The sequence below is a fragment of the Paenibacillus sp. FW101-FHT12H11 genome, from assembly GCF_058790355.1.
The window spans coordinates 224,150-246,519 of the sequence record NZ_JBYTCO010000011.1; the positions used below are offsets into that span (position 1 = coordinate 224,150).

At 48.6% G+C, this 22,370-nt stretch carries 20 protein-coding genes and 1 pseudogene; 9 read left to right on the top strand and 12 right to left on the bottom strand.

Annotation, left to right across the window (positions count from 1 at the left end; all coding sequences use genetic code 11):
* Nucleotides 1–43: 43 nt before the first annotated feature.
* Nucleotides 44–550, bottom strand: coding sequence for a hypothetical protein (locus AC3WTJ_RS31010; protein ID WP_492524977.1), 507 nt, complete (start codon nucleotides 548–550; stop codon nucleotides 44–46).
* A gap of 127 nt (nucleotides 551–677) precedes the next feature.
* Nucleotides 678–1,853, bottom strand: a complete 1,176-nt coding sequence (locus tag AC3WTJ_RS31015; protein WP_315955032.1) for an ROK family protein — start codon at nucleotides 1,851–1,853, stop codon at nucleotides 678–680.
* Between the two features lie 172 nt (nucleotides 1,854–2,025).
* On the opposite strand from AC3WTJ_RS31015, the gene xylA reads away from it, so the two are divergent.
* Nucleotides 2,026–3,345, top strand: coding sequence for a xylose isomerase (gene xylA, locus AC3WTJ_RS31020; protein ID WP_492524978.1), 1,320 nt, complete (start codon nucleotides 2,026–2,028; stop codon nucleotides 3,343–3,345).
* A gap of 986 nt (nucleotides 3,346–4,331) precedes the next feature.
* Here xylA and AC3WTJ_RS31025 read toward each other — a convergent pair.
* The 6 genes and pseudogenes from AC3WTJ_RS31025 to AC3WTJ_RS31050 all read right to left on the bottom strand — a co-directional run bounded on the left by AC3WTJ_RS31025 (nucleotide 4,332) and on the right by AC3WTJ_RS31050 (nucleotide 7,234).
* Nucleotides 4,332–4,826: a CBO0543 family protein gene (locus tag AC3WTJ_RS31025; RefSeq protein ID WP_492524979.1), complete on the bottom strand. Its 495-nt coding sequence runs from the start codon at nucleotides 4,824–4,826 to the stop codon at nucleotides 4,332–4,334.
* A gap of 10 nt (nucleotides 4,827–4,836) precedes the next feature.
* Nucleotides 4,837–5,316, bottom strand: a complete 480-nt coding sequence (locus tag AC3WTJ_RS31030) for a CBO0543 family protein (RefSeq protein WP_492524980.1) — start codon at nucleotides 5,314–5,316, stop codon at nucleotides 4,837–4,839.
* Nucleotides 5,317–5,431: 115 nt separating this feature from the next.
* Nucleotides 5,432–5,686, bottom strand: a complete 255-nt coding sequence (locus tag AC3WTJ_RS31035; RefSeq protein ID WP_492525057.1) for a YiaA/YiaB family inner membrane protein — start codon at nucleotides 5,684–5,686, stop codon at nucleotides 5,432–5,434.
* Nucleotides 5,675–5,884 (bottom strand): annotated as a pseudogene (locus tag AC3WTJ_RS31040) (YiaA/YiaB family inner membrane protein); the annotation flags it as partial. The pseudogene AC3WTJ_RS31040 and the gene AC3WTJ_RS31035, both read right to left, overlap by 12 nt.
* A gap of 110 nt (nucleotides 5,885–5,994) precedes the next feature.
* On the bottom strand, nucleotides 5,995–6,450 hold the full coding sequence (locus AC3WTJ_RS31045; RefSeq protein WP_220138884.1) for a hypothetical protein: 456 nt from the start codon (nucleotides 6,448–6,450) through the stop codon (nucleotides 5,995–5,997).
* 10 nt (nucleotides 6,451–6,460) lie between these two features.
* Entirely contained in the window at nucleotides 6,461–7,234 is a 774-nt protein-coding gene (locus tag AC3WTJ_RS31050) for a hypothetical protein (protein WP_492524981.1), read from the bottom strand.
* Between the two features lie 188 nt (nucleotides 7,235–7,422).
* Here AC3WTJ_RS31050 and AC3WTJ_RS31055 point away from each other — a divergent pair, with 188 nt between their 5' ends.
* Entirely contained in the window at nucleotides 7,423–8,712 is a 1,290-nt protein-coding gene (locus tag AC3WTJ_RS31055) for a LysM peptidoglycan-binding domain-containing protein (RefSeq protein ID WP_492524982.1), read from the top strand.
* 60 nt (nucleotides 8,713–8,772) lie between these two features.
* Here AC3WTJ_RS31055 and AC3WTJ_RS31060 read toward each other — a convergent pair whose 3' ends face one another.
* Nucleotides 8,773–10,509, bottom strand: coding sequence for a methyl-accepting chemotaxis protein (locus tag AC3WTJ_RS31060; RefSeq protein ID WP_492524983.1), 1,737 nt, complete (start codon nucleotides 10,507–10,509; stop codon nucleotides 8,773–8,775).
* Nucleotides 10,510–10,779: 270 nt separating this feature from the next.
* Here AC3WTJ_RS31060 and AC3WTJ_RS31065 point away from each other — a divergent pair, with 270 nt between their 5' ends.
* The 5 genes from AC3WTJ_RS31065 to AC3WTJ_RS31085 all read left to right on the top strand — a co-directional run bounded on the left by AC3WTJ_RS31065 (nucleotide 10,780) and on the right by AC3WTJ_RS31085 (nucleotide 16,787).
* Nucleotides 10,780–13,371, top strand: coding sequence for an Ig-like domain-containing protein (locus AC3WTJ_RS31065; protein WP_492524984.1), 2,592 nt, complete (start codon nucleotides 10,780–10,782; stop codon nucleotides 13,369–13,371).
* A 131-nt stretch (nucleotides 13,372–13,502) separates the two neighbouring features.
* Entirely contained in the window at nucleotides 13,503–14,120 is a 618-nt protein-coding gene (locus tag AC3WTJ_RS31070) for a PH domain-containing protein (protein WP_315955041.1), read from the top strand.
* Nucleotides 14,121–14,223: 103 nt separating this feature from the next.
* Nucleotides 14,224–14,613 (top strand): hypothetical protein, encoded by a 390-nt coding sequence (locus AC3WTJ_RS31075; protein WP_492524985.1) that lies wholly within the window; start codon nucleotides 14,224–14,226, stop codon nucleotides 14,611–14,613.
* A 144-nt stretch (nucleotides 14,614–14,757) separates the two neighbouring features.
* Complete coding sequence (locus AC3WTJ_RS31080; protein WP_492524986.1) at nucleotides 14,758–15,870, top strand: carbohydrate kinase; 1,113 nt, start codon at nucleotides 14,758–14,760, stop codon at nucleotides 15,868–15,870.
* A 2-nt stretch (nucleotides 15,871–15,872) separates the two neighbouring features.
* Nucleotides 15,873–16,787: a pseudouridine-5'-phosphate glycosidase gene (locus AC3WTJ_RS31085; RefSeq protein ID WP_492525058.1), complete on the top strand. Its 915-nt coding sequence runs from the start codon at nucleotides 15,873–15,875 to the stop codon at nucleotides 16,785–16,787.
* 61 nt (nucleotides 16,788–16,848) lie between these two features.
* On the opposite strand, the gene AC3WTJ_RS31090 is transcribed toward AC3WTJ_RS31085, so the two are convergent.
* Entirely contained in the window at nucleotides 16,849–17,427 is a 579-nt protein-coding gene (locus AC3WTJ_RS31090) for a nitroreductase family protein (protein ID WP_492524987.1), read from the bottom strand.
* A gap of 424 nt (nucleotides 17,428–17,851) precedes the next feature.
* Between AC3WTJ_RS31090 and AC3WTJ_RS31095 the strand changes: the two genes are divergently transcribed.
* On the top strand, nucleotides 17,852–19,462 hold the full coding sequence (locus tag AC3WTJ_RS31095) for an S-layer homology domain-containing protein (protein ID WP_492524988.1): 1,611 nt from the start codon (nucleotides 17,852–17,854) through the stop codon (nucleotides 19,460–19,462).
* A 152-nt stretch (nucleotides 19,463–19,614) separates the two neighbouring features.
* A complete protein-coding gene (locus AC3WTJ_RS31100) occupies nucleotides 19,615–20,091 on the top strand; it encodes a YuzC family spore coat inner layer protein (RefSeq protein ID WP_492524989.1) in 477 nt (158 codons plus the stop codon).
* Between the two features lie 10 nt (nucleotides 20,092–20,101).
* Here AC3WTJ_RS31100 and AC3WTJ_RS31105 read toward each other — a convergent pair whose 3' ends face one another.
* The gene (locus tag AC3WTJ_RS31105; protein WP_492524990.1) at nucleotides 20,102–20,899 is read right to left on the bottom strand and encodes an energy-coupling factor transporter transmembrane component T family protein; all 798 of its coding nucleotides are present in this window, start codon (nucleotides 20,897–20,899) and stop codon (nucleotides 20,102–20,104) included.
* Entirely contained in the window at nucleotides 20,890–22,365 is a 1,476-nt protein-coding gene (locus tag AC3WTJ_RS31110) for an ABC transporter ATP-binding protein (RefSeq protein ID WP_492524991.1), read from the bottom strand. The genes AC3WTJ_RS31105 and AC3WTJ_RS31110 overlap by 10 nt, the downstream gene beginning before the upstream one ends.
* Nucleotides 22,366–22,370: the final 5 nt, after the last annotated feature.

A 22,370-nucleotide genomic window follows, 5' to 3' on the forward strand; every position in this document is an offset into this window, starting at 1 on the left:
AAGCGACAGCAGTTCTTAGGCTGGTCGCTTTTATTTGTTTGGTTTAAAGTTCTTTTTTTATAGCCGTTGGGGTTGGGGTCATCTTGCTGAGAAACTGCGAGAAGGCTTCCGACCATCTGGAGACGACCGGCACTTGCTCGACTTTCGCGATGAGCCACACAAATATGATGAGTCCGAGCAGAGAAACCAATACGGCTACCGGTAGAGCCCAAATCGAAGTCGTATGCGCAAAAAAAGGAATAAACGACACCGACAAGATCGGAGCAGCGTTCCATTTTAAAACCTGAATAAGTGAGATCGTAATTATAGCTGTTAGAAAAAAGGAGAGCGTGCCATGACTAATGCTGTACATAACGCTTCCGAGGGTGACCGCAATAATCGCCCCAAGGGTAATTCGCCCGACATCTTTAATTTGATCCACACGATGCATGAAGAGAAAGCTGAAGGCACCAAGCGTGGGATAAAAGACCATCCGGAGCGATGGAAAATGATAGGATGCCCAGTAAGCGCCCATTAAATAACAGCAAATAACGAGTGAACGTAAAAGCATCGATGAGTTCCGTCCTTTATTGTAAGTCATAGGAAGAGTCATAAGAGGCTCAAAACCCTTCTTATTTTACATAAAGTTGGATAGGATGGTCAAATCCAATTTTCGTATATATTAACCACGTTAATGATTAGTTACCATCTATAGACACCGTCGTTGAGGCAAAAAACTTCGATACCGCAAACGATGCCGCCCCCAGAACCGTCGAACGGTCGCTCAGCTGCGAGAACTCCACGTTCAGCAGCTTCCGTGGAAGCGGCAATGAGCGTTTCTCCAACAGTTGAAGCAGCGGCTTCATGAGCCACTTCTCCGCTCCGGCCAAGCGGCCTCCGAGAATGATGAACTCGGGATTATAACCGTTAATGATGTTAACGACTCCGACGCCGAGATAATATCCGAGTCGCTCGAAGAGTGCAATGACTTTCTGATCGCCGGCTTCCGCCTTGCTCAGCAGCATATCGAGCTGCGCGGGCTCTCCCAATTCCAGGCGGGCTTGCTCCAGCAGCGCATGTTCGGACGCGTACAGCTCCCAGCAGCCTAAGCTCCCGCAGCGGCACTTCGGTCCGTCATGCTGGATCGAAATGTGCCCGATCTCACCGGAGAATCCGGTTGCTCCACGGTACAGCTCTCCCTTAATGATGATCCCGGCGCCAATTCCGATCCCGATCGAAATGTACACGAGGTTCGCTGTATCTTTCCCCGCTCCGAACTGCTTTTCTCCTACAGCTCCTGCATTCGCTTCATTATCAATGACGACAGGAATGCCGAACGCTTCCTCGATATCCTTTTGCAATGGCACGTTCTCCCAGCTTAAGTTAGGTGCGAACAACAGATTGCCGTCATCATCGCAGATGCCCGGCACACCAATACCGATGCCAATGATGCCGTAAGTGCTCGCCGGCGCACTGTCGATCAGCTTGCGGATCGTTACCTTCAGCAGCTGAATGACGGATTCAACGGATGCGTTGTCATGTTGAACTCTTTTTTCGCTGATCACCTTGCCCGTTAAATCTGTCAAAACAGCCAGAATATCATGGACGCCCAGATCGACGCCGATGGCATATCCGGCCGTCCCATTGAACAGCAGCATCATCGGCTTACGCCCGCCGCTGGACTCGCCGGCGCCGATTTCATCGACCAGGCTGCTTTCGATTAACTCGTTCACGAGGCTGGATACCGTCGCTTTCGTAAGCCCTGTAATCTCCGCGATCCGTGCGCGGGATATCGGCGAATCCGTGCGAATATGGTGCAACACGATGGATTTATTTATTTTTTTCACTAAATTCAAATCACCTGTTTGTTTCATAACTAGCCCCCACACCGCTCCAATAGCTTGTCTTTTCTTGTAATTGAACTGATTTTAACACGAATGGCATCCTCACGCACTAACTAAGTTTGTTTAATGAATTTACAAACTTTGCGAATGATGCTATGATGACTTCATAAGCATTTATAAACTCATTTTGGAGGCTGAATTCATGAGCTACTTTGATAACATCCAACAAATCAAATACGAAGGCCGCACATCGACGAACCCGCTGGCATTTAAATTTTATAACCCTGACCAAGTGATTCTAGGCAAAACGATGCGTGAACATATGCGTTTTGCAATCGCTTACTGGCACTCCTTCTCTGCTAACGGCTCCGATCCGTTCGGCAGCGGTACGGCTGTTCGCGCTTGGGATCAATATTCCGGCCTTGAACTGGCGAAAGCGCGCGTTGACGCATGTTTCGAGCTGCTGCACATTCTTGATGTGGACTACTTCGCTTTCCATGACCGCGACATCGCGCCAGAAGGCAGCACGCTGCAAGAAACAAACCAATACCTGGACGAAATCGTAGGTCTGATCAAAGACAAGATGCAAGCTTCCGGCAAAAAATTGCTGTGGAACACAGCAAATATGTTCACGAACCCTCGTTTCGTGCACGGCGCTGCTACAACAAATAATGCTGAAGTTTTTGCTTATGCTGCTGCACAAGTGAAAAAGGCTTTGGATCATGCCAAAGAACTTGGCGCTGAGAACTACGTTTTCTGGGGCGGCCGTGAAGGTTATGAGACGCTGCTGAACACGGACCTGGGTCTGGAGCTCGACAACCTTGCCCGCTTCCTGCACATGGCGGTTGATTATGCCAAAGAAATCGGCTACACCGGCCAATTCCTGATCGAACCTAAGCCGAAAGAGCCTTCCAAGCATCAGTACGATTTCGATGCGGCTACTACGCTATCATTCTTGCAAAAATACGACCTGCTTCCGTATTTCAAATTAAACCTCGAAGCTAACCATGCTACGCTGGCTGGACACACTTTCGAGCACGAGCTTCGCGTTGCCCGCATTAACGGCGTGCTTGGTTCCATCGATGCGAACCAAGGCGATCTATTGCTCGGCTGGGATACCGACGAGTTCCCGACTGACCTGTACGCAACGACACTTGCGATGTACGAAATCCTTCTTAACGAAGGCGGAATCGGCAGAGGCGGCGTGAACTTTGACGCTAAGGTTCGCCGTACGTCCTTCGAGCCTATTGATGTGGTTTATGCTCACATTGCGGGTATGGACTCCTTCGCACGCGGCTTGCAAGTCGCTGCCAAAATGATCGAAGACCGCGTATTCGATAACATTCTCGACACACGCTACGCTTCCTTCAAATCCGGCATCGGCGCGGATATCGTGTCCGGCAAAGCAAACTTCAAAACACTTGAAGCTTATGCGCTTGAGAACAGCCACAACATTGTTAACCAATCCGGTCGTTTGGAATTGATTAAGGCTACTGTTAATCAGTATCTGATTAACGCATAATTACCTGCTGATTAGGCGTGCGGTACTCGCGCCGAGCAAACCATGAGACTGTCTTCGAAGGCCAGATATGGCCTGAGGGGCAGTCTTTTTTATCTGCGCTGCGGCTGCTGAGCAGGTTGGTTGATTAGCAAGTTTGATTGCGGATTAACTGCCTCGTACTGCTAGTATACCTATATTGTACTTTGAGTTAGCTACCTTGATTTCTTGCGAGTATCCACGGGATAGATAAGCTTGTTTTAGTGCTGTAAGTCCCCCTATGTTGTACATTGTGCAACGATGATAGGGGTTTTTGCGGTTTTACTTTCCCTTCATTGTACGAAGTGCAATGAAGGCGCTGGATTTGTGCTCAAACGGTAACTTTCGAGGGCAAATCGTTGCAGAAAGTGCAATGTAGCTTATCCGAACAAGCCAATTGTGGCCAAATGGTTGTAGAAAGTACAACATAGGCAGACGGAGCCGATGCCTCAGGCAAGACTACGCTGCTACGAAGTAGCTGGCTTAGTTTCTTGCGGCTATCCCCGGGATAGCCAAGCTTGTTTTAGTGATGTAAGCCCCCCTATGTTGTACATTGTGCAGCAATGTTAGGGGGTTTTGCGGTTTTCTTTTCCCTTCATTGTACGAAGTGCAGTGAGGGCGCTAGATTTGTGCTCAAACGGTAACTTTCGAGCGATGACCACACTTTTATGCTGATAAACGACATTACAGCGAAAAACATGGCGGGGTCGGCCTTCCCCGCAGCAGTTAAGCTTGTTCTACAGCGTTACCACAGAACTTTCGAGCGATGACCACACTTTCATACTGATAAACAACGTTACAGCGAGAAACACGGCGGGATCGGCCTTCCCCGCAGCAGTTAAGCTTGTTTTACAGCATTACCGCATAACTTCGGAGCATTGACCACACTTTCATGCTGAAAAACAACGTTTCAGTGAGAATCACCGCGCGATTACGCTACCCGCCGCAGCAGCCACGCTTGCTTTACAACACTAACGCTGCACCTCTGGCTGCTTCCCCCCATCATCACGCGCAAAAAACCAATGATTAAACACAAGGGATAGCTGAAGAGTCGCCCATATGCTAATGAACGTCCAATACCAGCTCCAAGTATGATATTTGATCAGCTGGGTTTGCGCTTCAAGGATAACCTCAATCACCGTAATCGCTGTCGGAAAGGCCAGCACGAAGAGAAAGCGAGCCCACCCCTTTTTCACCTTCGGATAATAAATATTCAAATAAACGGCAATGATCGGATAGCCGATAAATTCAAACGTGAGACTCGAGTAGTTGCGCTGAAGCTCTCTAACCGGATATTCCAGCCATTTGTGTTCCACAACGATAAGGCCCAGAATCCAGCTTAAAAATTGCTGAAATAGAAACGCAACATGCGCTTTACGACGGTCGCGTTTGGGCACAAGGAGCATTCCTATGGCCGAGATCACCCACACGGCTAAGATAATGAAATAGTCTACCTTAACATTCATAACCGTCGTTCTACCCTTCCTTTTGTATCTTCCTTTGATAAAACCACTCCACATACGTTCTTACCGCATTTAAGACCAGCCATAAGAGCACCGTATGAAGGACGATATTGAATTGCACATATTTCAGAATTTCCGTAAAACTGGAAACCAAAGTTAAATAAATCGCCAAGAACAAAATGATACGAAGATGATAAAAAAACTTGATTACACCCGATTTCCGGCTTGGATAATAAAGCGCAAACAGCGTTGAGACCATTGGGAAAAAGATGTAGTTATTAGTGAAATTACTCCCCGAGGCAGCAGGAAATTCACGAATCGGATTGGCAATGGCCTGCCATTCGACTAACAGCAAGCTCATGATCCAAGCGACCATTTGCGTTGATAAGAATAACAGAACGGCTTCCCGAGTCCGATGTTTGGGTATCTTAATCGGTATGATAATGATGCAAACGATCCAAATGGCGATCAAAATTACCCGTTCCACGGTCATGGTACTCAGCCTTTCTGCATGAAATCTCCTATTTCCCAATATGCCCGAATTGCTTCCATTTAACCCTGAGACAAGGAGGAACGACTTCGCCCCTTTTAGAAAAAACTCGTTTGTCCTACAGTTCTTCGGAAACTTTTTCTACAGCTTGCAGCGGAGCGTCGTCGTTGTTGTCACGCACTGTTTTTTGAAGCACGAAAGAAGACATCGTAAGAAATAAGGCAGTAACCGCGTAATACCCTTTTACAGAAAGCAGTTGTTCGAGATTAATGATGCCGATGAACATGCCGAGCAGCGCAAGAGCGAAAGAGCTCCAGGCCAGGAAGGTGAAAGCCGATGTGTTTCGTTTCCGGGAATCATAGCTGTCTTCCAAATTATCGCGAATAACCTTCTGCAGCACGAACGCCGACATCGTCAGGAATAAAGCGCAGACGGCAAAATAACCTTTTACACTTAGTGATTCCTCCAACGTATATATTCCGATAAACATGGCAAGAAAAGCGCCGATAAAAGATGCCCATGCCATAAATGTAAATGCCGTTGTATTCCGTTTGCGAGTATTGAGTATCATCTCTGAAATCCTCCTGTGGCTGCTGCTGCAACCGTTTAGTATCTTGCTCTTGATACTTAGTATAGGAGAATGAACACATCTCAAAAAGTACTATTTACCAATAGTACCCATCAATCGCAAACGGCCACACCCAACGCCATATGTTCCCAAAACATCGTCTGGATGTACTTCGCCTCCTCTTTGGTGCAGTTGACGAGAACGACCACTTCGGTCTTTTTGCCCGGCGCCGGATGTTTCACTCCTTTCTTCTTTTTATGCAAAATATCAATAATCACCCCGATCGTAAACCCCGCTGCTGCGCCAATCAGCCCCCAAAGAATCGCTCCTCCTTTTAACACAAAACCATAGGTAGAGCCTATAACCGTGAAGGCTGTTGCCAAAGCCGCGCCCGCATCAAATAAACTAATGCCGTCCGATCCATGGATGCTGTCGAACATCCCCGGCTTGCCGGGTCTCTCCTGCAGCGGGACTGCATAGATATTTTCCTTAAGAATACCCGCTTCTTCAACAGCCGTTATCGCCAGCTCCAAATAAATGGAATGTTCAAATGATGCTATGACATGCATGGTATCCTCCTTATTTTCGAAGCGGTGATTTAGGAAATGAAAACTGTGAGGGTTGGTAGCTGCTTTTTAACATCACTGCCTGTTCATGATCAAATAGCTTGTTATATTCGACCGTATTGACGTAAGCATCATAAACAGCAAACCCATAAATGGAAGGCAGAAATAGAATCCAGTGCATATGTAGAACGCTGCTCGCTCTAGATAGGTCCCAATACAAGAGATAATGAATTCCTTCAAGTAAATGGGACCAATAGGATACAAGGATCCAGTTCCCAAGAACAAAGAAGGCATTAATAATACGTTGGGTATAGAGCTGCCCCATGCCCGGCATCAGCAGCGACCAGACAACGGCTAGCCAAGGGGAGCGTTTGTCTAAGTAGTTTATTTCCATGCCAGACATTTTGAAGGGTTCAATCGGCGCGTTCTCCCGCCTGGCAAGCAAATAGTGATGATTCATATCCACAGCGGTGCGATAGCTGTCATAGATGGAAAATAAATAAACAGGAGCATAGAGAGACATCCAGCGAATGTTTAATACCTCATTGGCTTTCTCGAATTGCCCCGTGAAGGTATACACAATAGCTTCGTTCAAATGCATTTGGCTGTTAATCAGCATCTCCCAACCAATCAGCATGAAGCCGCGAAAGTACTTGGATAGCAGCAAATGTCCGAAACCCGGGAAAGCCGCAGACCACCAAGCAATGATATAGGGGTTCCGCAAATGCAGCTGGGTAATGCCTAATAAACTGACGAAAGCGATTTGACGGCGGGGTTTCTGTGGCATGTGCAGCATCCTTATGAAGAATAAGTTTCCAGTTATTCTATTATCTTCGCTGGTGTGTAAGATATGCATGCCTTTTCGACAATTGTTTGTGTGTAGACATACACCCACTCGCCCGATTTGGAATATGGTAAAGAAAAAGTAGGCTCGGATCCGGTTCCTTGCTTACGTAAGAAAAGTGAGGAATCCCCATGCAAATCCACGTTGTCCAAAGGGGACAAACGTTATATCGCATTTCGCAAACATACGGTGTGTCCGTGGATACGATTGCAGCAGCCAATGAGATGACGCCCAGCCAATCACTGGTCATCGGACAGGCATTGGTCATTCCAATCGTAGGCTCGTACTATTGGGTACAGCCCGGCGAAAGCCTCTATTCGATTGTTCATAAGCTCGGTCTTGACCTCCACGAACTTGCATCTATCAATGGACTCACCCTGTACCAGCCTTTACCCGTCGGCTTCCGATTATATATCCCGCCAGCTCCCCGCACACAAGCGGAAGTAAATGCCTACTTGGAAGCAAGGGGGAACGAAGTGTCACCAGCCCTGACGCAAGCCGCCAGGGAAGCAGTTCCGCACCTTACTTACTTAGCCCCTTTCTCCTTCCGCATTCAGCGGGATGGGACTTTGCAGCCTCCTCCTCTCGACGATCTCGGCGGCATCGCCTCGCAGCATGGGGCCACCCTGATGATGGTTGTGACCAACCTGGAGAAGGATCAGTTCAGTGCGGAGCTTGGGCATGTGATTCTCACGGACGAAACCGTTCAGAACCGCTTGCTCCAAACGATTCTATCCACGGCCAAAGAGCTTGGCTTCAAAGATATTCACTTCGATATAGAGCATCTATATCCGAATGATCGCGATGCCTACAACCGCTTCCTGCGGAAGGCGGCCGATCTGATCCATCAGCAAGGCTACCTGATGTCGACGGCGCTCGCGCCCAAAACAAGCGCCACCCAAGCGGGCGAGTGGTACTCCGCTCACGACTATAGAGCGCATGGTCAAATCGCAGACTTTGTTATCATTATGACGTACGAATGGGGCTATAGCGGCGGTCCCCCTATGGCGGTCTCTCCCATCGGTCCCGTGCGCAAAGTCCTCGAATATGCCATAAGTGAAATGCCGGCATCCAAAGTGATGATGGGCCAGAACCTGTACGGCTATGATTGGACGCTGCCTTTCGTGAAAGGCGGTCCGTTCGCCAAAGCCGTCTCCCCGCAAGCTGCGATTGATTTGGCCCGCAAATACAATGCGCAGATTTTATACGATTACTCAGCGCAGGCTCCTCACTTCAATTATTGGGATGATGCCGGCAAAGAGCATACAGTCTGGTTTGAGGATGCCCGCTCCATACAGGCAAAGTTCCGTTTGCTGAAAGAACTGGGCTTACGCGGTATCAGTTATTGGAAGCTGGGCCTTAGATTCCCTCAAAACTGGCTGCTCCTGGAGGAAAATTTCAAAGTCGTTAAACGTGGATGAACACATAGGAAAAAAGGATAGAGTGCCAGAAGACTACTGGCGGCTCTATCCTTTAATCGTTTACACCCGGAAACGGTCAACTGCTTCCCGAAGCTGTCCTGCCATGTCGGACAACGACCTGGAGGAGGTGGAGATCTCCTCCATCATGGCGAGCTGCTCTTCATTGGCTGCCGCTGAATCCTGGCTCGCAGCCGCTCCTATGTTCGCAGACTCCGTAACGCGCTCCATATGCGTAACGACTTCGTCGCTGCGGGTCGTGACTTGGGCGATCGCTGCACTCACATCCTCCACTTTCATTAGGACCCCGCCAAAAGCTTGCTTCATCGACAGCAGCGAGTCGTTCACTTGTTGTGAAGCGATCACGCCATCTTCCGTCAGTTTCATCCCTTGAAACATCGCCGTATCCACATCCCCGGCCTTGTCTTCAATCTCACGAAGAAGGCTTGCAATCTGTTTCGCCGCATCATTCGTTTGTCCAGACAGCTTCTGCACCTCTCCCGCTACAATGCTGAAACCTTTGCCCGCCTCCCCTGCTCTGGCGGCCTCGATAGAAGCATTCAATGCCAGCATATTGGTTTGCTTCGCAATTTCCGTAATGACGCGAATGATGGAACCTATTTGGCCACAGCTGTCACGCAATTCGTTCGCAATCGTCCCTGCCGCCGAAACTTTGTCAGAAACGAGCCCAATCCGCTCCCGCATTCTCCCTACAGCCTCCATACCGGCTAATGACACATCTGCTGCCGATTCAGCCAACTGCGCCATATGACGGCTGTCTGCGCTAATAGCAGCCATATCCTCCTTCACAACTTGGATGGTAGATAACGTCTCTGTGACAATAGCCACTTGCTCCTGAATGCCTTGCGACAAGGAGTCTGTTGAAACAGCGATCGTTTCCGCAGCCAATTTGCTTTGCTCCGCATGGCTGGCGAACTGTTCGGCCTGCTGGGTGAGGACCTGCGCGCCTTGCTGAACATTCCCGATAAACGCCCGCAGGCTGATTAACATGGATTGGAACGAGCGCTGCAAATTGCCAACCTCATCCTTCGAAACAGCCCCGTCAATGGACAGAGAAAGGTTCCCCGCCTCCGCTTCGGCCATGAGCCCCTGCATAACATGCAGCGGCCTGACAATGAGCGCTGATAGCCATCTTCCTATCACATAAAAGATGCCGATTGCACAAACCGAGGATATGATCAATGTCCAGATCAGATGTCGGTACTGCTGGTTACGTTCTTTGTTTATTGCCTCTGAAGTTTCCAAACGGTCGTTCAGCAAGCTCTCCACATAACCGTGGATATCATCCATCGTGCCTTTGATGTGTGTTTTATAGTACTGATATGCCTCTTGGGTCTGCCCCGACTCCGACAGAGACTCCACTTTTCGCTGATTTTCCTCATAAGAGATTAGCGCCTCTTTTAACTTGGATATCCATAAAGTCCCTACAGGCTCTCCTTCCAGGGATACTTCGTAATCTTTCAATAATTGATTGGTTTTGACACGCGTCTTGCTGATCTCATTATCTAGTACATCCTTGTAGTGGTTATCCGGTGTTAAGACATGCTCCAGGAGCCTGTCGTTTATCGTATGTACGCTACTCTCCACTTCATTGATCCAAATTGTTGGCAAATAATCGCTTTGGTACATCTTTTCCGCTTTCTTGTTGATTTCACTGAGAAAAAAGAAGCTCGTCACCGTCAGAACGATGAGGAAAACGACAGCCAACACATTCAACGCCAATATTTTCATGCTAATTTTCAAGTTCCCAACGATGCTTATAAATCTGATCTTCTTCATTTTCTCATCTCCCCTGAGTAATCTGCTTTTAAATATACAGGTCATTCAAAAAGCAGACAATAAACACAACTAATTTTTATTTATTTTATTTTTATTAATTGTTTTAAGTTGTTTTATGAAAAAGCGAAACTTTTTTTATCATCCCAAGGTTAAAATTCGGTAGATATTGTGACAGCTATTCATTTCGAGCCCTGATTATCCGATACTAATTAGGTTCCCAGTTTTTCATTCATAACTTAATTACGGAACGATATCGGAGGGATTATTAACGTGAGGTTTAGACACAGCAAGTGGTTATCCTTGGTATTCATTTTCATTTTAGCCAGTCAATCTTTAATCGCAGGAAACGCCTTTGCCGCTGATGAGATTTCCAAACTCGTCCTGAACAAGAATGAGCTTGCTTTGCAAGTTGGGGATACTGCGAATCTAACAGCGACCGCTATTTTCGTAAGTGGATCTACCGAGAATGCAACGGTCAAAACGGATTGGAATTCCGGTACGACAGACGTTGCTTCCGTTTATGCAGGTGTAGTGACAGCCAAAAAAGAAGGAAAAGCTGTGATTACCGCTACATATATGGGTAAAACCGAAATCGTGAATGTCACTGTAAGCAAAAAAGTAAAATCGTTAACGACTGACAAACGCTCTCTCGAGCTTCGTCTGAATGGCACAGATCAACTATTAATTACCGCTTATTACGATGACGGCACATCTGAGGATGTGACGAGTAAAGCAGACTACACAGTAGATACAAGCTCCATCGTTACTGTTACCAATGGTTTGGTCAAAGGACAAAATCCAGGCAGCGCAACTGTAACGGTCAAATATATGAATCAATCCCTGACGGTACCTGTTGATGTTGAGGTTGTCCGCCGTATTGACGCGGAGAGCTCAACCGTTTCCTTGCTTTTGAACGGAACAGCTGACATTAAAATAATGGCAACTTATCCAAACGGCGATATGGCCGACGTTTCAGAGAAAGTCGTTTGGACGACAGATAAACCTAATGTCGCCGACGCTATCAAAGGTAAAGTTACAGGCTACAGCGTGGGCACAGCCAACCTGACAGCAACTTACGGCACCAAATCTACGACAATTACGGTTGACGTGGATAGTACGCTCAAACTCGAATTAGATAAACAGAATTTGCTTCTGAAGAAAGATACTACTGGCGTATTGAAATTAACCGCTACGTATGCCGACGGCAAAACGGAAGATATCACAGATCGCGCCGAGTGGGCGTCCAGTGATGCGGATATCGTTCAAGTTTCCAAAGGTAAGCTCTCCGCAATCGCGATTGGCGAAGCGAAGATTTACGCGAAATACGGAGATAAAGCTGTTGTAGCCAATGTAGACGTGGAAGTTCCGCGCCGCTTGGTTGTAGATACCGATCTTGTTTCCTTACAGACAGGACAAGAGCAGCTTCTGGTCCTTCACGCTACCTATGCCGATGGCACAAGCTCAGTCGTTACGGATAGCGCTGACTGGAGCGTAGATGATGAGAATGTAGCTTTCGTTATCAAAGGAAAAGTCACAACTTACAAACCTGGTGTCGCTACAATAACTGCGCAATATGGCGGCAAAACAACAACTACGAAAGTGGAAGTTGATATCCCTACAATGATCAAACCAAGCAAAAAAACCGTTAATCTACAAATCGGCGGTTCCGATAAAGTCACTTTGATGGCCTCTTTCAAGGACGGCCGCGAGGTGGATGTCACGAACAAAGCGGAGTGGACAACTAGCTCCAAGGACATTGCGGAAGCACAGAATGGCGAAATCTTCGGTCTTGCTACAGGCGCAGCGACCATTACGGCGAAATATGGAACGCGCACAGCGGTCATTCAAGTGTCTGTTGGTGTTCTGAAGAGCCTTACGGTCAGCCAAGAGAAGCTGATTATGAAAAAAGGCGACACCGTGAACTTGAAAGCCGAAGCGCTTTACACGGATGAAACGAAAAAAGATGTTACTTCCGACGTGATCTGGACAAGCAGCAATGCGAAAACCGCGACCGTCGACGGCGGAGTCGTGAAAGCTATAGCTTCTGGAGAAGCTACATTGACTGCTCAACTAGACAGCAAAACAGTTACGATTTCGGTTCAAATCGATATGGCAAGTGATCTAACGGCGAATGTACCTAATCTGGTTTTTGACATGAATGAAACACGCACGATTGTTCTGACGGCTACCGATTCCTCAGGCGCATCGCGTACAGTTACCAATGATGCCGAGTGGAAAACAAGCAATAACGCAATTGTATCGGTATCCAAAGGGGTTGTAACTCCGGTATCACGAGGGAAAGCAACCATTACGGCAACTTACGGCGGCAAAAGCGTTTCGATTCCGGTCGAAATCGGCGTAGTTGCAGGACTTACGGCAGACAAGACGTTCATCGTCACAAAACGGGGCGATCAAGTCCAAATTAAATTGACAGCAACGCTGTCAAACGGTACAACGAAAGATGTCACGGAATCAGCGACATGGAAAGTTAGCGCCTATAAGCTGGGTACCGTGACAAATGGACTTTTCACACCTACAGCTTCTGGTAAAACAACGATCACCGGGTCCTTTGGTGGCAAAATGGTTGCGATTCCTGTGGAAATCGACTCCTTGAAATATTTAAAAACCGATGTGGTCAAAGTTGAGCTCAAAGAAGGCAGCACAGCCAACATTAACGCTCTAGCCACATACACGGACGGATCTGAAGAAGATGTAACGAAACCAGCTTTGTGGACATCCTCGAATATCATGATCGCAGATGTGAAAGACGGCATCATCAAAGCAACCGGCAAAGGAACAGCAAGAATTACGGTGACATATTCCAACATGAGAACAACAGTTCAAGTGACGGTTACTAAATAGTACAAAGGCTATCCTCAAGTAGATGTTTCTACTTCTGGGTAGCCTTTTTTTTGCGTCATAACACTCGCCTGCTTTCCATATTTTGTACTATACTAAATAGGTATTTATTTGTTCATGAGAGGGTTGATTTTATGTTTGGTAAAGTAGCAGCTGATATTCTGGGGTTAAGTGATGTAGGTTCCGTGATCAAGCCTGAAAATTACGATAAGGTCGATGCCGATGATTATGTTATGCATGAGGATAACGAGAAAATTTTCTTTTTGATTAAATCCAAATCGGATGAATATTGCTTCACGAACCAAGCATTAATTCATCTCGACGGCACGAGCGCCATAAGCAAGAAACGGGTGCTGAACCGTTACCCTTACAGCAAATATGCCCTCTCCCAAGTATCTTTCGAAACAGCAGGTACGGTCGATCTCGATGTGGAGATCAAATTCGTGCTGGGTTCTGTCCATTTCTCGATTGATGTCCACAAAAAGCATGTTGAAGAACTGAAAGACTTGTATAAAGCTCTGTTTAAAATTTCCGAAATCACACAGGAAAATGAGCACTTCCTGGATTACGCGAAGCAAAGTATCGAGCTGGCTTCCGCCACATTAAACCGTACGACGAAAACCGAAGGGCAGAAGCTCTCTGAGGAATTCAAGCAGGTGAATCAAGGCGCTTTCGACTGGCTCGTGAGCACGCATAAGCAATACAAAGTGAAGGATTTCGGCTTCGTTTTTGAGAAATTCATTAATCAATAAGTTTGTCATCATTTATTAAATACATAAGTTTTCAGGCATTGGGGAAGCTAATCCTACCTGCATTTACAGGCCACTATTTAAGAAGTGCTTGGAGGTATGGAATATGTTTCCCCGATTTATGAAACTGGCTTTGATTTCATTTCTGTGTATTACCGTCCTGCTTGGGGCTCATCATTATCGCAAGCATCCTCATAATCAGCAAATGATCTCCTCTGCTGAAAGCTGGGAGGCGGCCAAGCAAGGTTCGCCCACTTTTTATCAGACCAATCCATTCGGTATGCCTGGGGCAGAGGCAAGACTGCATATGACTACGGATATGAAGCAACATGCCGCGGCATATGGACTTACACCGCCAACCTCGATGAAAGCCTTAATGGTTCCTACACAGGACAAAACAAATAAGGGCTGGGGCGGATGGAGCTATATCGGCCTGTTGGGACTGCTGGGGCTGCTCGGTATCCGAAGCCGTTCGGAGTCTTCTTATTCGGAATAAGCCATTCTAGGAGCACTGTTCCCGGTTTCGGGAGGCAGGCTCTTTTTCATTTGCGAACACTTTAAGGACAAATGTTTGTTAGTTGGACATTTGTCCGAACCTGATATAAACTAGAGATAGTCTACGATCGAAAGGAGTCATTTCATGGATCGTGAACAGCAAATTTTAGCACTCATTCGTCAGAATCCATTCATCTCTCAGCATGAAATGGCCAGCATCATCGGCATTTCCCGATCCGCTGTCGCCGGCTACATCGCGGCCCTGACTAAGAAAGGGACGATCCGCGGGCGCGCATACGTGACCTCGGATGAGAATACGGTCATATGTATCGGCGGTGCGAACCTAGACAGCAAAGCGACTAGCAAGCAAGCCATCCGTCTGGCCTCTTCGAATCCAGTCACGGTGACGGAGTCCTGCGGCGGCGTTGCGCGCAATATCGCGGAGACGCTGGCGGGACTAGCTTGCCAGGCGGCGCTGCTCACGGTTGTTGGCGATGATAAGGCAGGCCAATGGGTACTGGAAGAAACGCGAAAGCGCGGCGTTGATGTCAGTCAAGCCATCGTACTCCAAGGTGAGAACACCGGAACGTACACGGCGCTGCTCGACGCGACAGGCGAGATGTTTCTCGCTTTTGCCAATATGGATATCTACGATAAATGTACACCTGCTTTGCTGCGCGACAAATGGCCGCATGTGGCTTCAGCCAAGCTCATCATTGCGGATACGAATTTGCCCGCCGAGACGCTCGCCGAGCTGATTGATCGATGCAAAGAAGAAAACCTGCCGCTATTTATCGATCCCGTGTCTTCGGAAAAGGCTAAAAAGCTCCCGCAAGATCTGCACGGCGTAACGGCTATCTTCCCTAACTGGGAAGAGGCTTGCCAGCTGGCAGGCATCGCGCCCGACGGCGGCAACAACAGCGATTACAGCACGATTGCAGGAGCGATCCGCGCTCGCGGCGTCCGCCATGTCTTTATTACGCTCGGCAGTCAAGGCGTCATATATGCCGGCGAGGAAGGCGAGCGGCACTTCCCCCCTATTCCCACCAAGGTTGTGGAGGTCACGGGTGCAGGCGATGCTTTTGTCGCCGGTATTGCTTACGGGGTCATGCGGCAATCCACCTATATGGAATCGTGTATGTATGGACTTACTGCTTCACATATTACGCTTCAAACCGACCAATCTGTCGCGAGCGAGCTGACGGAAGAACGACTGCAACAAACCCTACTTCACTTGACCAAAGGAGACGAATCCTAATGATGAATACAACTTACCTAACGTTTACTGATGAAGTGAAAGACGCTTTGGCGAATAATAAACCTGTTGTTGCCTTAGAAACTACGATTATTTCTCACGGGATGCCTTACCCGCAAAATATAGAAATGGCCAAAAAGGTCGAACAAATCATCCGTGATAACGGCGCCGTTCCAGCTACGATTGGCATCATGGACGGTAAAATCAAAATCGGCTTGAACGAGCAGGAGCTCGAAGCTTTCGCGACGAACCCTCACGTGGAAAAAGTCAGCCGCCGCGACTTCCCTTACATCCTCTCGTCGGGCCAAATCGGCGCGACAACTGTCGCAGCCACAATGATCGGTGCTGCCCTTGCGGGCATCGAAGTGTTCGCTACCGGCGGCATTGGCGGCGTACACCGCGAAGGCGAAGTGACGATGGACGTCTCCGCCGATTTGACTGAACTGGCACAGACGAACGTTGCCGTTGTCTGCGCAGGCGTGAAGTCCATTCTCGATATTGGGCGCACGCTCGAATATTTGGAAACCCACGGTGTTCCCGTGGTTGGCTACAAAACGAGCGAGTTCCCGTCCTTCTACGCCCGCGAAAGCGGCTACGGCGTAGACTTCCGCCTCGATGAGGCAGCAGGCATTGCGGCCATGCTCCGCACGAAGTGGGAGCTCGGCCTTGCCGGCGGCGCCATCATCGCCAACCCGGTCCCTGTGGAATCCGCCATGGACCATGTTGAGATCGAAAGCTTCATCCAGCAGGCGCTTGCTGAAGCCAAAGATCAGAACGTGACCGGCAAGAAGGTCACGCCTTTCCTGCTAGCGCGCATCAAGCAGCTGACCGAAGGGCGCAGCCTCGAGACGAACATCGCGCTTGTGTACCACAATGCAGAAACCGCCGCGAAGGTTGCGGTTGCGCTCAAGAGCAAATAAACAAAACCCTCCATGCCCACGATCATCGTGGATATGGAGGGTTTTTATTTGTCAGCGAAGACTACTCGCTGACCCAAAGTGTTTTTTGCGCGAACGGGGTACGCGCCGCTTTCGCCGGCGTAGCCATATCCGGATATCCGAGGTAGACGAAGCCTACGAGCTCCTCTTTCGCGCCGAGGCCGAAAACTTCGCGCATCTTCGCATGATAGGTCGGCGCTCCCGTCCGCCAGATCGCACCCAGACCGAGCGCGTGCGCGGTCAGGAGCATATTTTGTACGGCGGAGTGTGCAGCCGCGTACTCTTCGATCTCCGGCACAACGGCTTGTGCCGAAGGCGTAACCGCCACGGCGATGACCACCGGCGCGCGGAAGGCTTTCTTCATCTGAGCGCCTTTCAGCGCAGCCAGCTCTTCTTCCGTCAATGCCGGGTCAGCTTCAGACGCCGCGACCTCCGCGTACCCTTTTCCAAGCAGTCCGCGGCCTTCGCCCGTCATGACCCAAAACCGCCACGGTTCCGTATGGCAATGGTTTGGCGCCCAAGTACCTGCTTCCAATATCTCTTCAATCAGCGCTTTGTCAACAGAGTCTTGCTTGACTTTCCCGATACTTCGGCGATTGCGGATTGCTTCTTTCAATTCCATGCTTCTCCCACTCCACTCTTAAAATTACACTTCATTAATGTATCTACTCTAAGTCTATTGTTATATGTACGATCCTGCAACAGCAAACATACAGGTCACTCAAAAATAATGATATAGACAATAAGAAAACCTGACGGGTCGGGGGAAACTCCCTCTCCAACAGGCTTCGGTATCTTGTGAGAATTTCTTTGGGAAGCTTAGCGGAACTACAGAAACTTTTTTAGCCATATTGACGTCTATGGATAGAGGAAAGTGAAAAAAACAGCGGACAGCGGACTTTCCCTCCCTTTTAGCACTCTCGTTCTTCGACTGCCAAGAATTTGACAATGACAATGGCTATCAGTCAAGCTATAGTTATAGCAACAGAACGAACAAGACTACTTGCTAGAATCATATATTCATACCTAGGAGGTACTACATCTAAATGAAAAAATTAACGATGATTGCAACAGCTGCTATGGCTTTCTCTTTGTTGACATCTTCTGTCCTAACACACCCTGCTTCTGCAGCTGGCAAAACGAGTGCTGATTTCACCGATTTAGCCAATGTTGATGCTTCATTAAAAGCAAAAATCGATGCTATGTTAGCATCCGATATATTCGAAGGCGTGTCCGATGATACGTTCGGTATTACGCAGAATATGACTCGCGCCCAATTTGCAAAAGTAGCAACGCTGATTTACGACATTCCTGTCGATCTTACTGTTAAGGTGTCCAGCTTTACTGATGTTCATGCGGACGATTCCGCTAACGGTTGGGCAATTCCTTACATCGAAGCTGCGAAAAAAGCTGGATTGATCGACGGCGTGACAGATACAACCTTCGTTCCTGGCGATTCCGTCACTGCGGGTCAGCTCGACACTTTGCTGCTTAAAGGACTGGGGAAAACCGTTTCCGTAACAGGCACGCCATGGTACGCGGACGCTGTGAAACAGGCAACGGAACTTGGCATTCACCCAACTGGAAAATCCGGTGATCAAGCTGCTAACCGCGCTGACCTTGTTACTAGCTCTTACGTAGCACAGCAAGCTTTTGACACTGATAACCAAGCTCTTATTTCGATTACAAAAGTTCAAGCTTCTTCCGACTATAAACAAGTTCAAGTTACACTGAACAAAAAAGTAGACGCAGCGAAAGCAACATTCACGCTTAAAAATGGTACAACAACAGTTCCTGCAACAACAACTTGGTCGGCAGACGGTCTTACAGCAACGCTTGCGGTTGACACTGCGCTTGCTACGGGAGACTATACTGTAACACTAGGCGGACTTGACGCATCTACGATTAAAACAGCTACTGGCAGCTTCAGCGTAGCTCCTATTGACACGGGCAATACTTCAATTAAAGGTAAATACACGTTGGCTTCCGTTATCGATAGCGGTCTAACAGGTTCAGCAAAAGGCAACATTACTCAGGCGATTGCCGAAGATCCCACAAAAAGTAAATTTGCCAAAGAAATTGAAATCCAAGTTAAAAACGCTAGCGGTGACATTGTAGCCGTTCCTGGGATTGTGCAATCTGTATTCTCGTCTGATAATAATATTGCTAAAGTTGGTCTTACATCTGATCATCACGCTTACGTACTCGGCAACAAAGCTGGAACAGCTGATATCAGTTTGGTCGTTCAAGTCGGTAATGGTGATTCCAAACAACTGCATTTAACGGTGACTGTTACCAACGACGCAGTTATTGCGAAAGAGATTAAAGCAGACGAAACTTCTATCACTAAAATCATGACAGTGACTAACGGTGTGTACACAGCAGATATTAATGCGTATACAGAGATGGACCTTACTTTAACAGATAATTATGGTATCAAATATGAAAACAACGAGATTGCGGATTATAACTTTGCACTAGGCACACTTTTTATGGCCAATAAAGTAAAAGGTAACGGAGTTGACCCAGTAGGTACTGTAACGATTGGTGAAAATGGGAAAGTTCACGTTGAAGGAAACGTTGTTTCCTTTGAATTAACGGCTGTTACTCCTACGGGGCAAGAAGCAACAAGCTTTGTAACATTACAACGCAACTAATTACACTTTCAAAATTGGCTGCCAGAAGTAGTTTCACTACTTTATGGCGGCCTTTTTTTGCGTTCTGCGCCTCACATGCACCAACACGCCCAATAAACATATATTGCTAAAGCATGCGCAAGCTCAACTTCTTAAGAAAAGGGGTCCGTCCCATGTACAACTACCCTGCTTATTTCTTTCAACAACAACCTTTATATCCGCATTCCGCGACTGTATCCGTTTCCCAAAATATGCGACTATATGGCCAATATGAACACCAAGATCATTCGGAAGTTTGGACAGGTTGGGAGCAGCATTATCCTCATTACCATACAAATACGATCATTCCTCGTGATTATCCAACGGTTGATTCTAAAATTTTATCCAACTCGATTGCCTCTTCCCATCATCTGCTGAAGGACGCTTCTCTTCTCATTCAAAAACTATCTGAACCCGCCATCGCTCACGAGTTAATGACACATGCCCAACAGGGAAATCAAAAAGAAGTGGATCGTATTGTCCACTCCTTCGGCGTTAAATCTGTTATTGTGACTAGTTATTCACCAAGCTCCGTGAAGTTTACGATTGATCCGCAAACCCCTGACACCCCCTGCTGTGAGGTAACCTTAGCACTCAAATGGGGGCAATAGCCGACTTCCTTTATCGTACATCGAAAGCACTCCAAATCGGCCACGCCGTCCCCGCCCAAAACGCGAATATAACAAGAAGCAGCCAATACATCAGATAATAAATATCTAACTTGGAGTAGCTGGATTGATAATAATAAGTTCGTTTGGTTTGTGTGGAAAAACGCTTGGCTTCCATGGCCACAGCTGTCCGATGAGCGCGGCGGATGCTCTGCGCAAGAAGCGGTATGGCATACATGCGCATCACGGTGTACCAACCTGTCAGCCAGCTGCGTCTCTGCTTCCTACCCCGCACCTTGAGCGCGTAGCGCAGCGTCTGGAATTCCTCAAGCATAAGCGGCAGCATGCGCAATGCGGCAAGGAAGCTGTAAGCGTACTTCGGCGCGACCTTCCACTGCTGCATCAGCGCATAGAACAGGGCAACAGGACGCGTCGTCAGGCTGAACAGCAAGCCGACAGCCGCCACCTGTAAGCCGCGGAAGCCCAGATGCAAACCGCGGTAAAAGCTCTCTTCCGTGATTCGAATGAATCCGAGACGAAACCACTCCGTGTCCCCGCTGCCGAACATCATCATCCCCGCCGCAGAGGAGATGAAGATGAGCAGGAACGGCGAAGCATACAGCAGCAGGCGCCGCATCGGCTGCCCTGAATAAACGAACAGCGGCACCAGCGCGCCCGCTGTCAAATACATCATCGTATTCAGATTATGCGTGAATACCACAATGATAAAGAGAAGCAGCGACAGGACAAGCTTCACTCCCGGATTAACCCGATGCAGCCAGGTTTCACGATACGTGAACGTTATTTGCATACCATCGGCGCTCCTTCCTCGGTGTGTGCTGCGAAAGTCGCAGACTGTTCCATCACACACCCGGCTTCAACCTGCCAAACGCGCGTGGCGCAGCGTTTGACGATCTCCTCATCGTGCGTCACCATCACGATGACGGTCCCGCCTGCGCGCAGCCGTTCCAGTTGCTCCAGCATGCGCATCGTGCCGCTTGCGTCGAGCCCGAAGGTGGGCTCATCGAGCAGCAGGATACGCGGGCTGCGCACCATCGCCGAAGCTACGCTTAAGCGGCGCTTCTGGCCCATCGAGAGCTGGAACGGATGCCGCTTGCGCAGTGCGAGCAGATCGTACTCCCGCAGTAGCTCCTCTAGAGCGGCCTGCTGGGTGTCCTTCCCTCCCTCCGCCTCCGGCAGGGAGTAGAGCAATTCTTCTTCCACCGAATTCGTCACGAATTGGAATTCGGGGTTTTGGAACACGAAGCCCACTTGCTCCGCAAGCTGCTCGATTTTGCTGCCCTTCACGCCTTCGATCCAGCAGCTGCCCTTGGTCGGGATGAGCCGCATGATGGCGAGCAGGAGCGAGCTTTTGCCCGCGCCGTTGGCACCGATGATGGCGATCCAGTCACCGGAATAGACGCTTAAGTTATCCACAGAGGTCTTGATCTGTCCGCCGCGAAGCCCGATGAAATCCCGAAAGGACATGATCGGCTGCCGATTCTCAGCTTCCTCGGCCGACTTGCTCTTACCTGTACGTCCCACGTCGAGGTCGTTCCAAACGCCCGGATACCAAATCCCGTAGTCGGCAAGCTGCTTTTTATACTTATCAAATACAACGTGTGGTAAGCCATCAGCCAGGATCTCCCCATCTGGAGAGATGACAATCAAACGGTCGATGAGATCGAGAATGCCGCTGATTTTATGCTCCACAATGACCAAGGTTTTGTCAGCGCTAATGGACCGGATCGTTTCCCAAACAAGCCCCGTGCCCTCATCATCCAATAACGCCGTAGGCTCATCTAGAAATAGCACTTCCGGCTCCAACGCGAGCACGCTTGCAATCGCCAATCGCTGCTTCATTCCCTGCGACAGTTGACCAATTAAGGTATGAGCGTCTTCCAGCTGCAACCCCACCAAGCTCAGATAATGCGTGATTCGTTCCGGCATTTCCTCGCGGGGGACCTGTTTATTTTCCAAAACAAAAGCAATTTCCTCATCCACATACGGCATGCAGAACTGAGCGTCCGGATCTTGAAACACGTACCCCCAGCGGCTTGGTGTGACAAGCTTATCTGCTTTCAACGGAATCTCGATAATATCGGGGACGATCCCGCTCAGCACTTGGAGCAGTGTCGATTTCCCGCAGCCGCTTGGCCCGAGCAGCAGCACCTTTTCCCCCGGCATGACCGAAAAGGAAACCCCTTGAAATAACAGGGGAACCTCGTCACCGGGATATTTTAAGCGCAGATTGGTAACACCGATTTCCTCGCTCATAACCC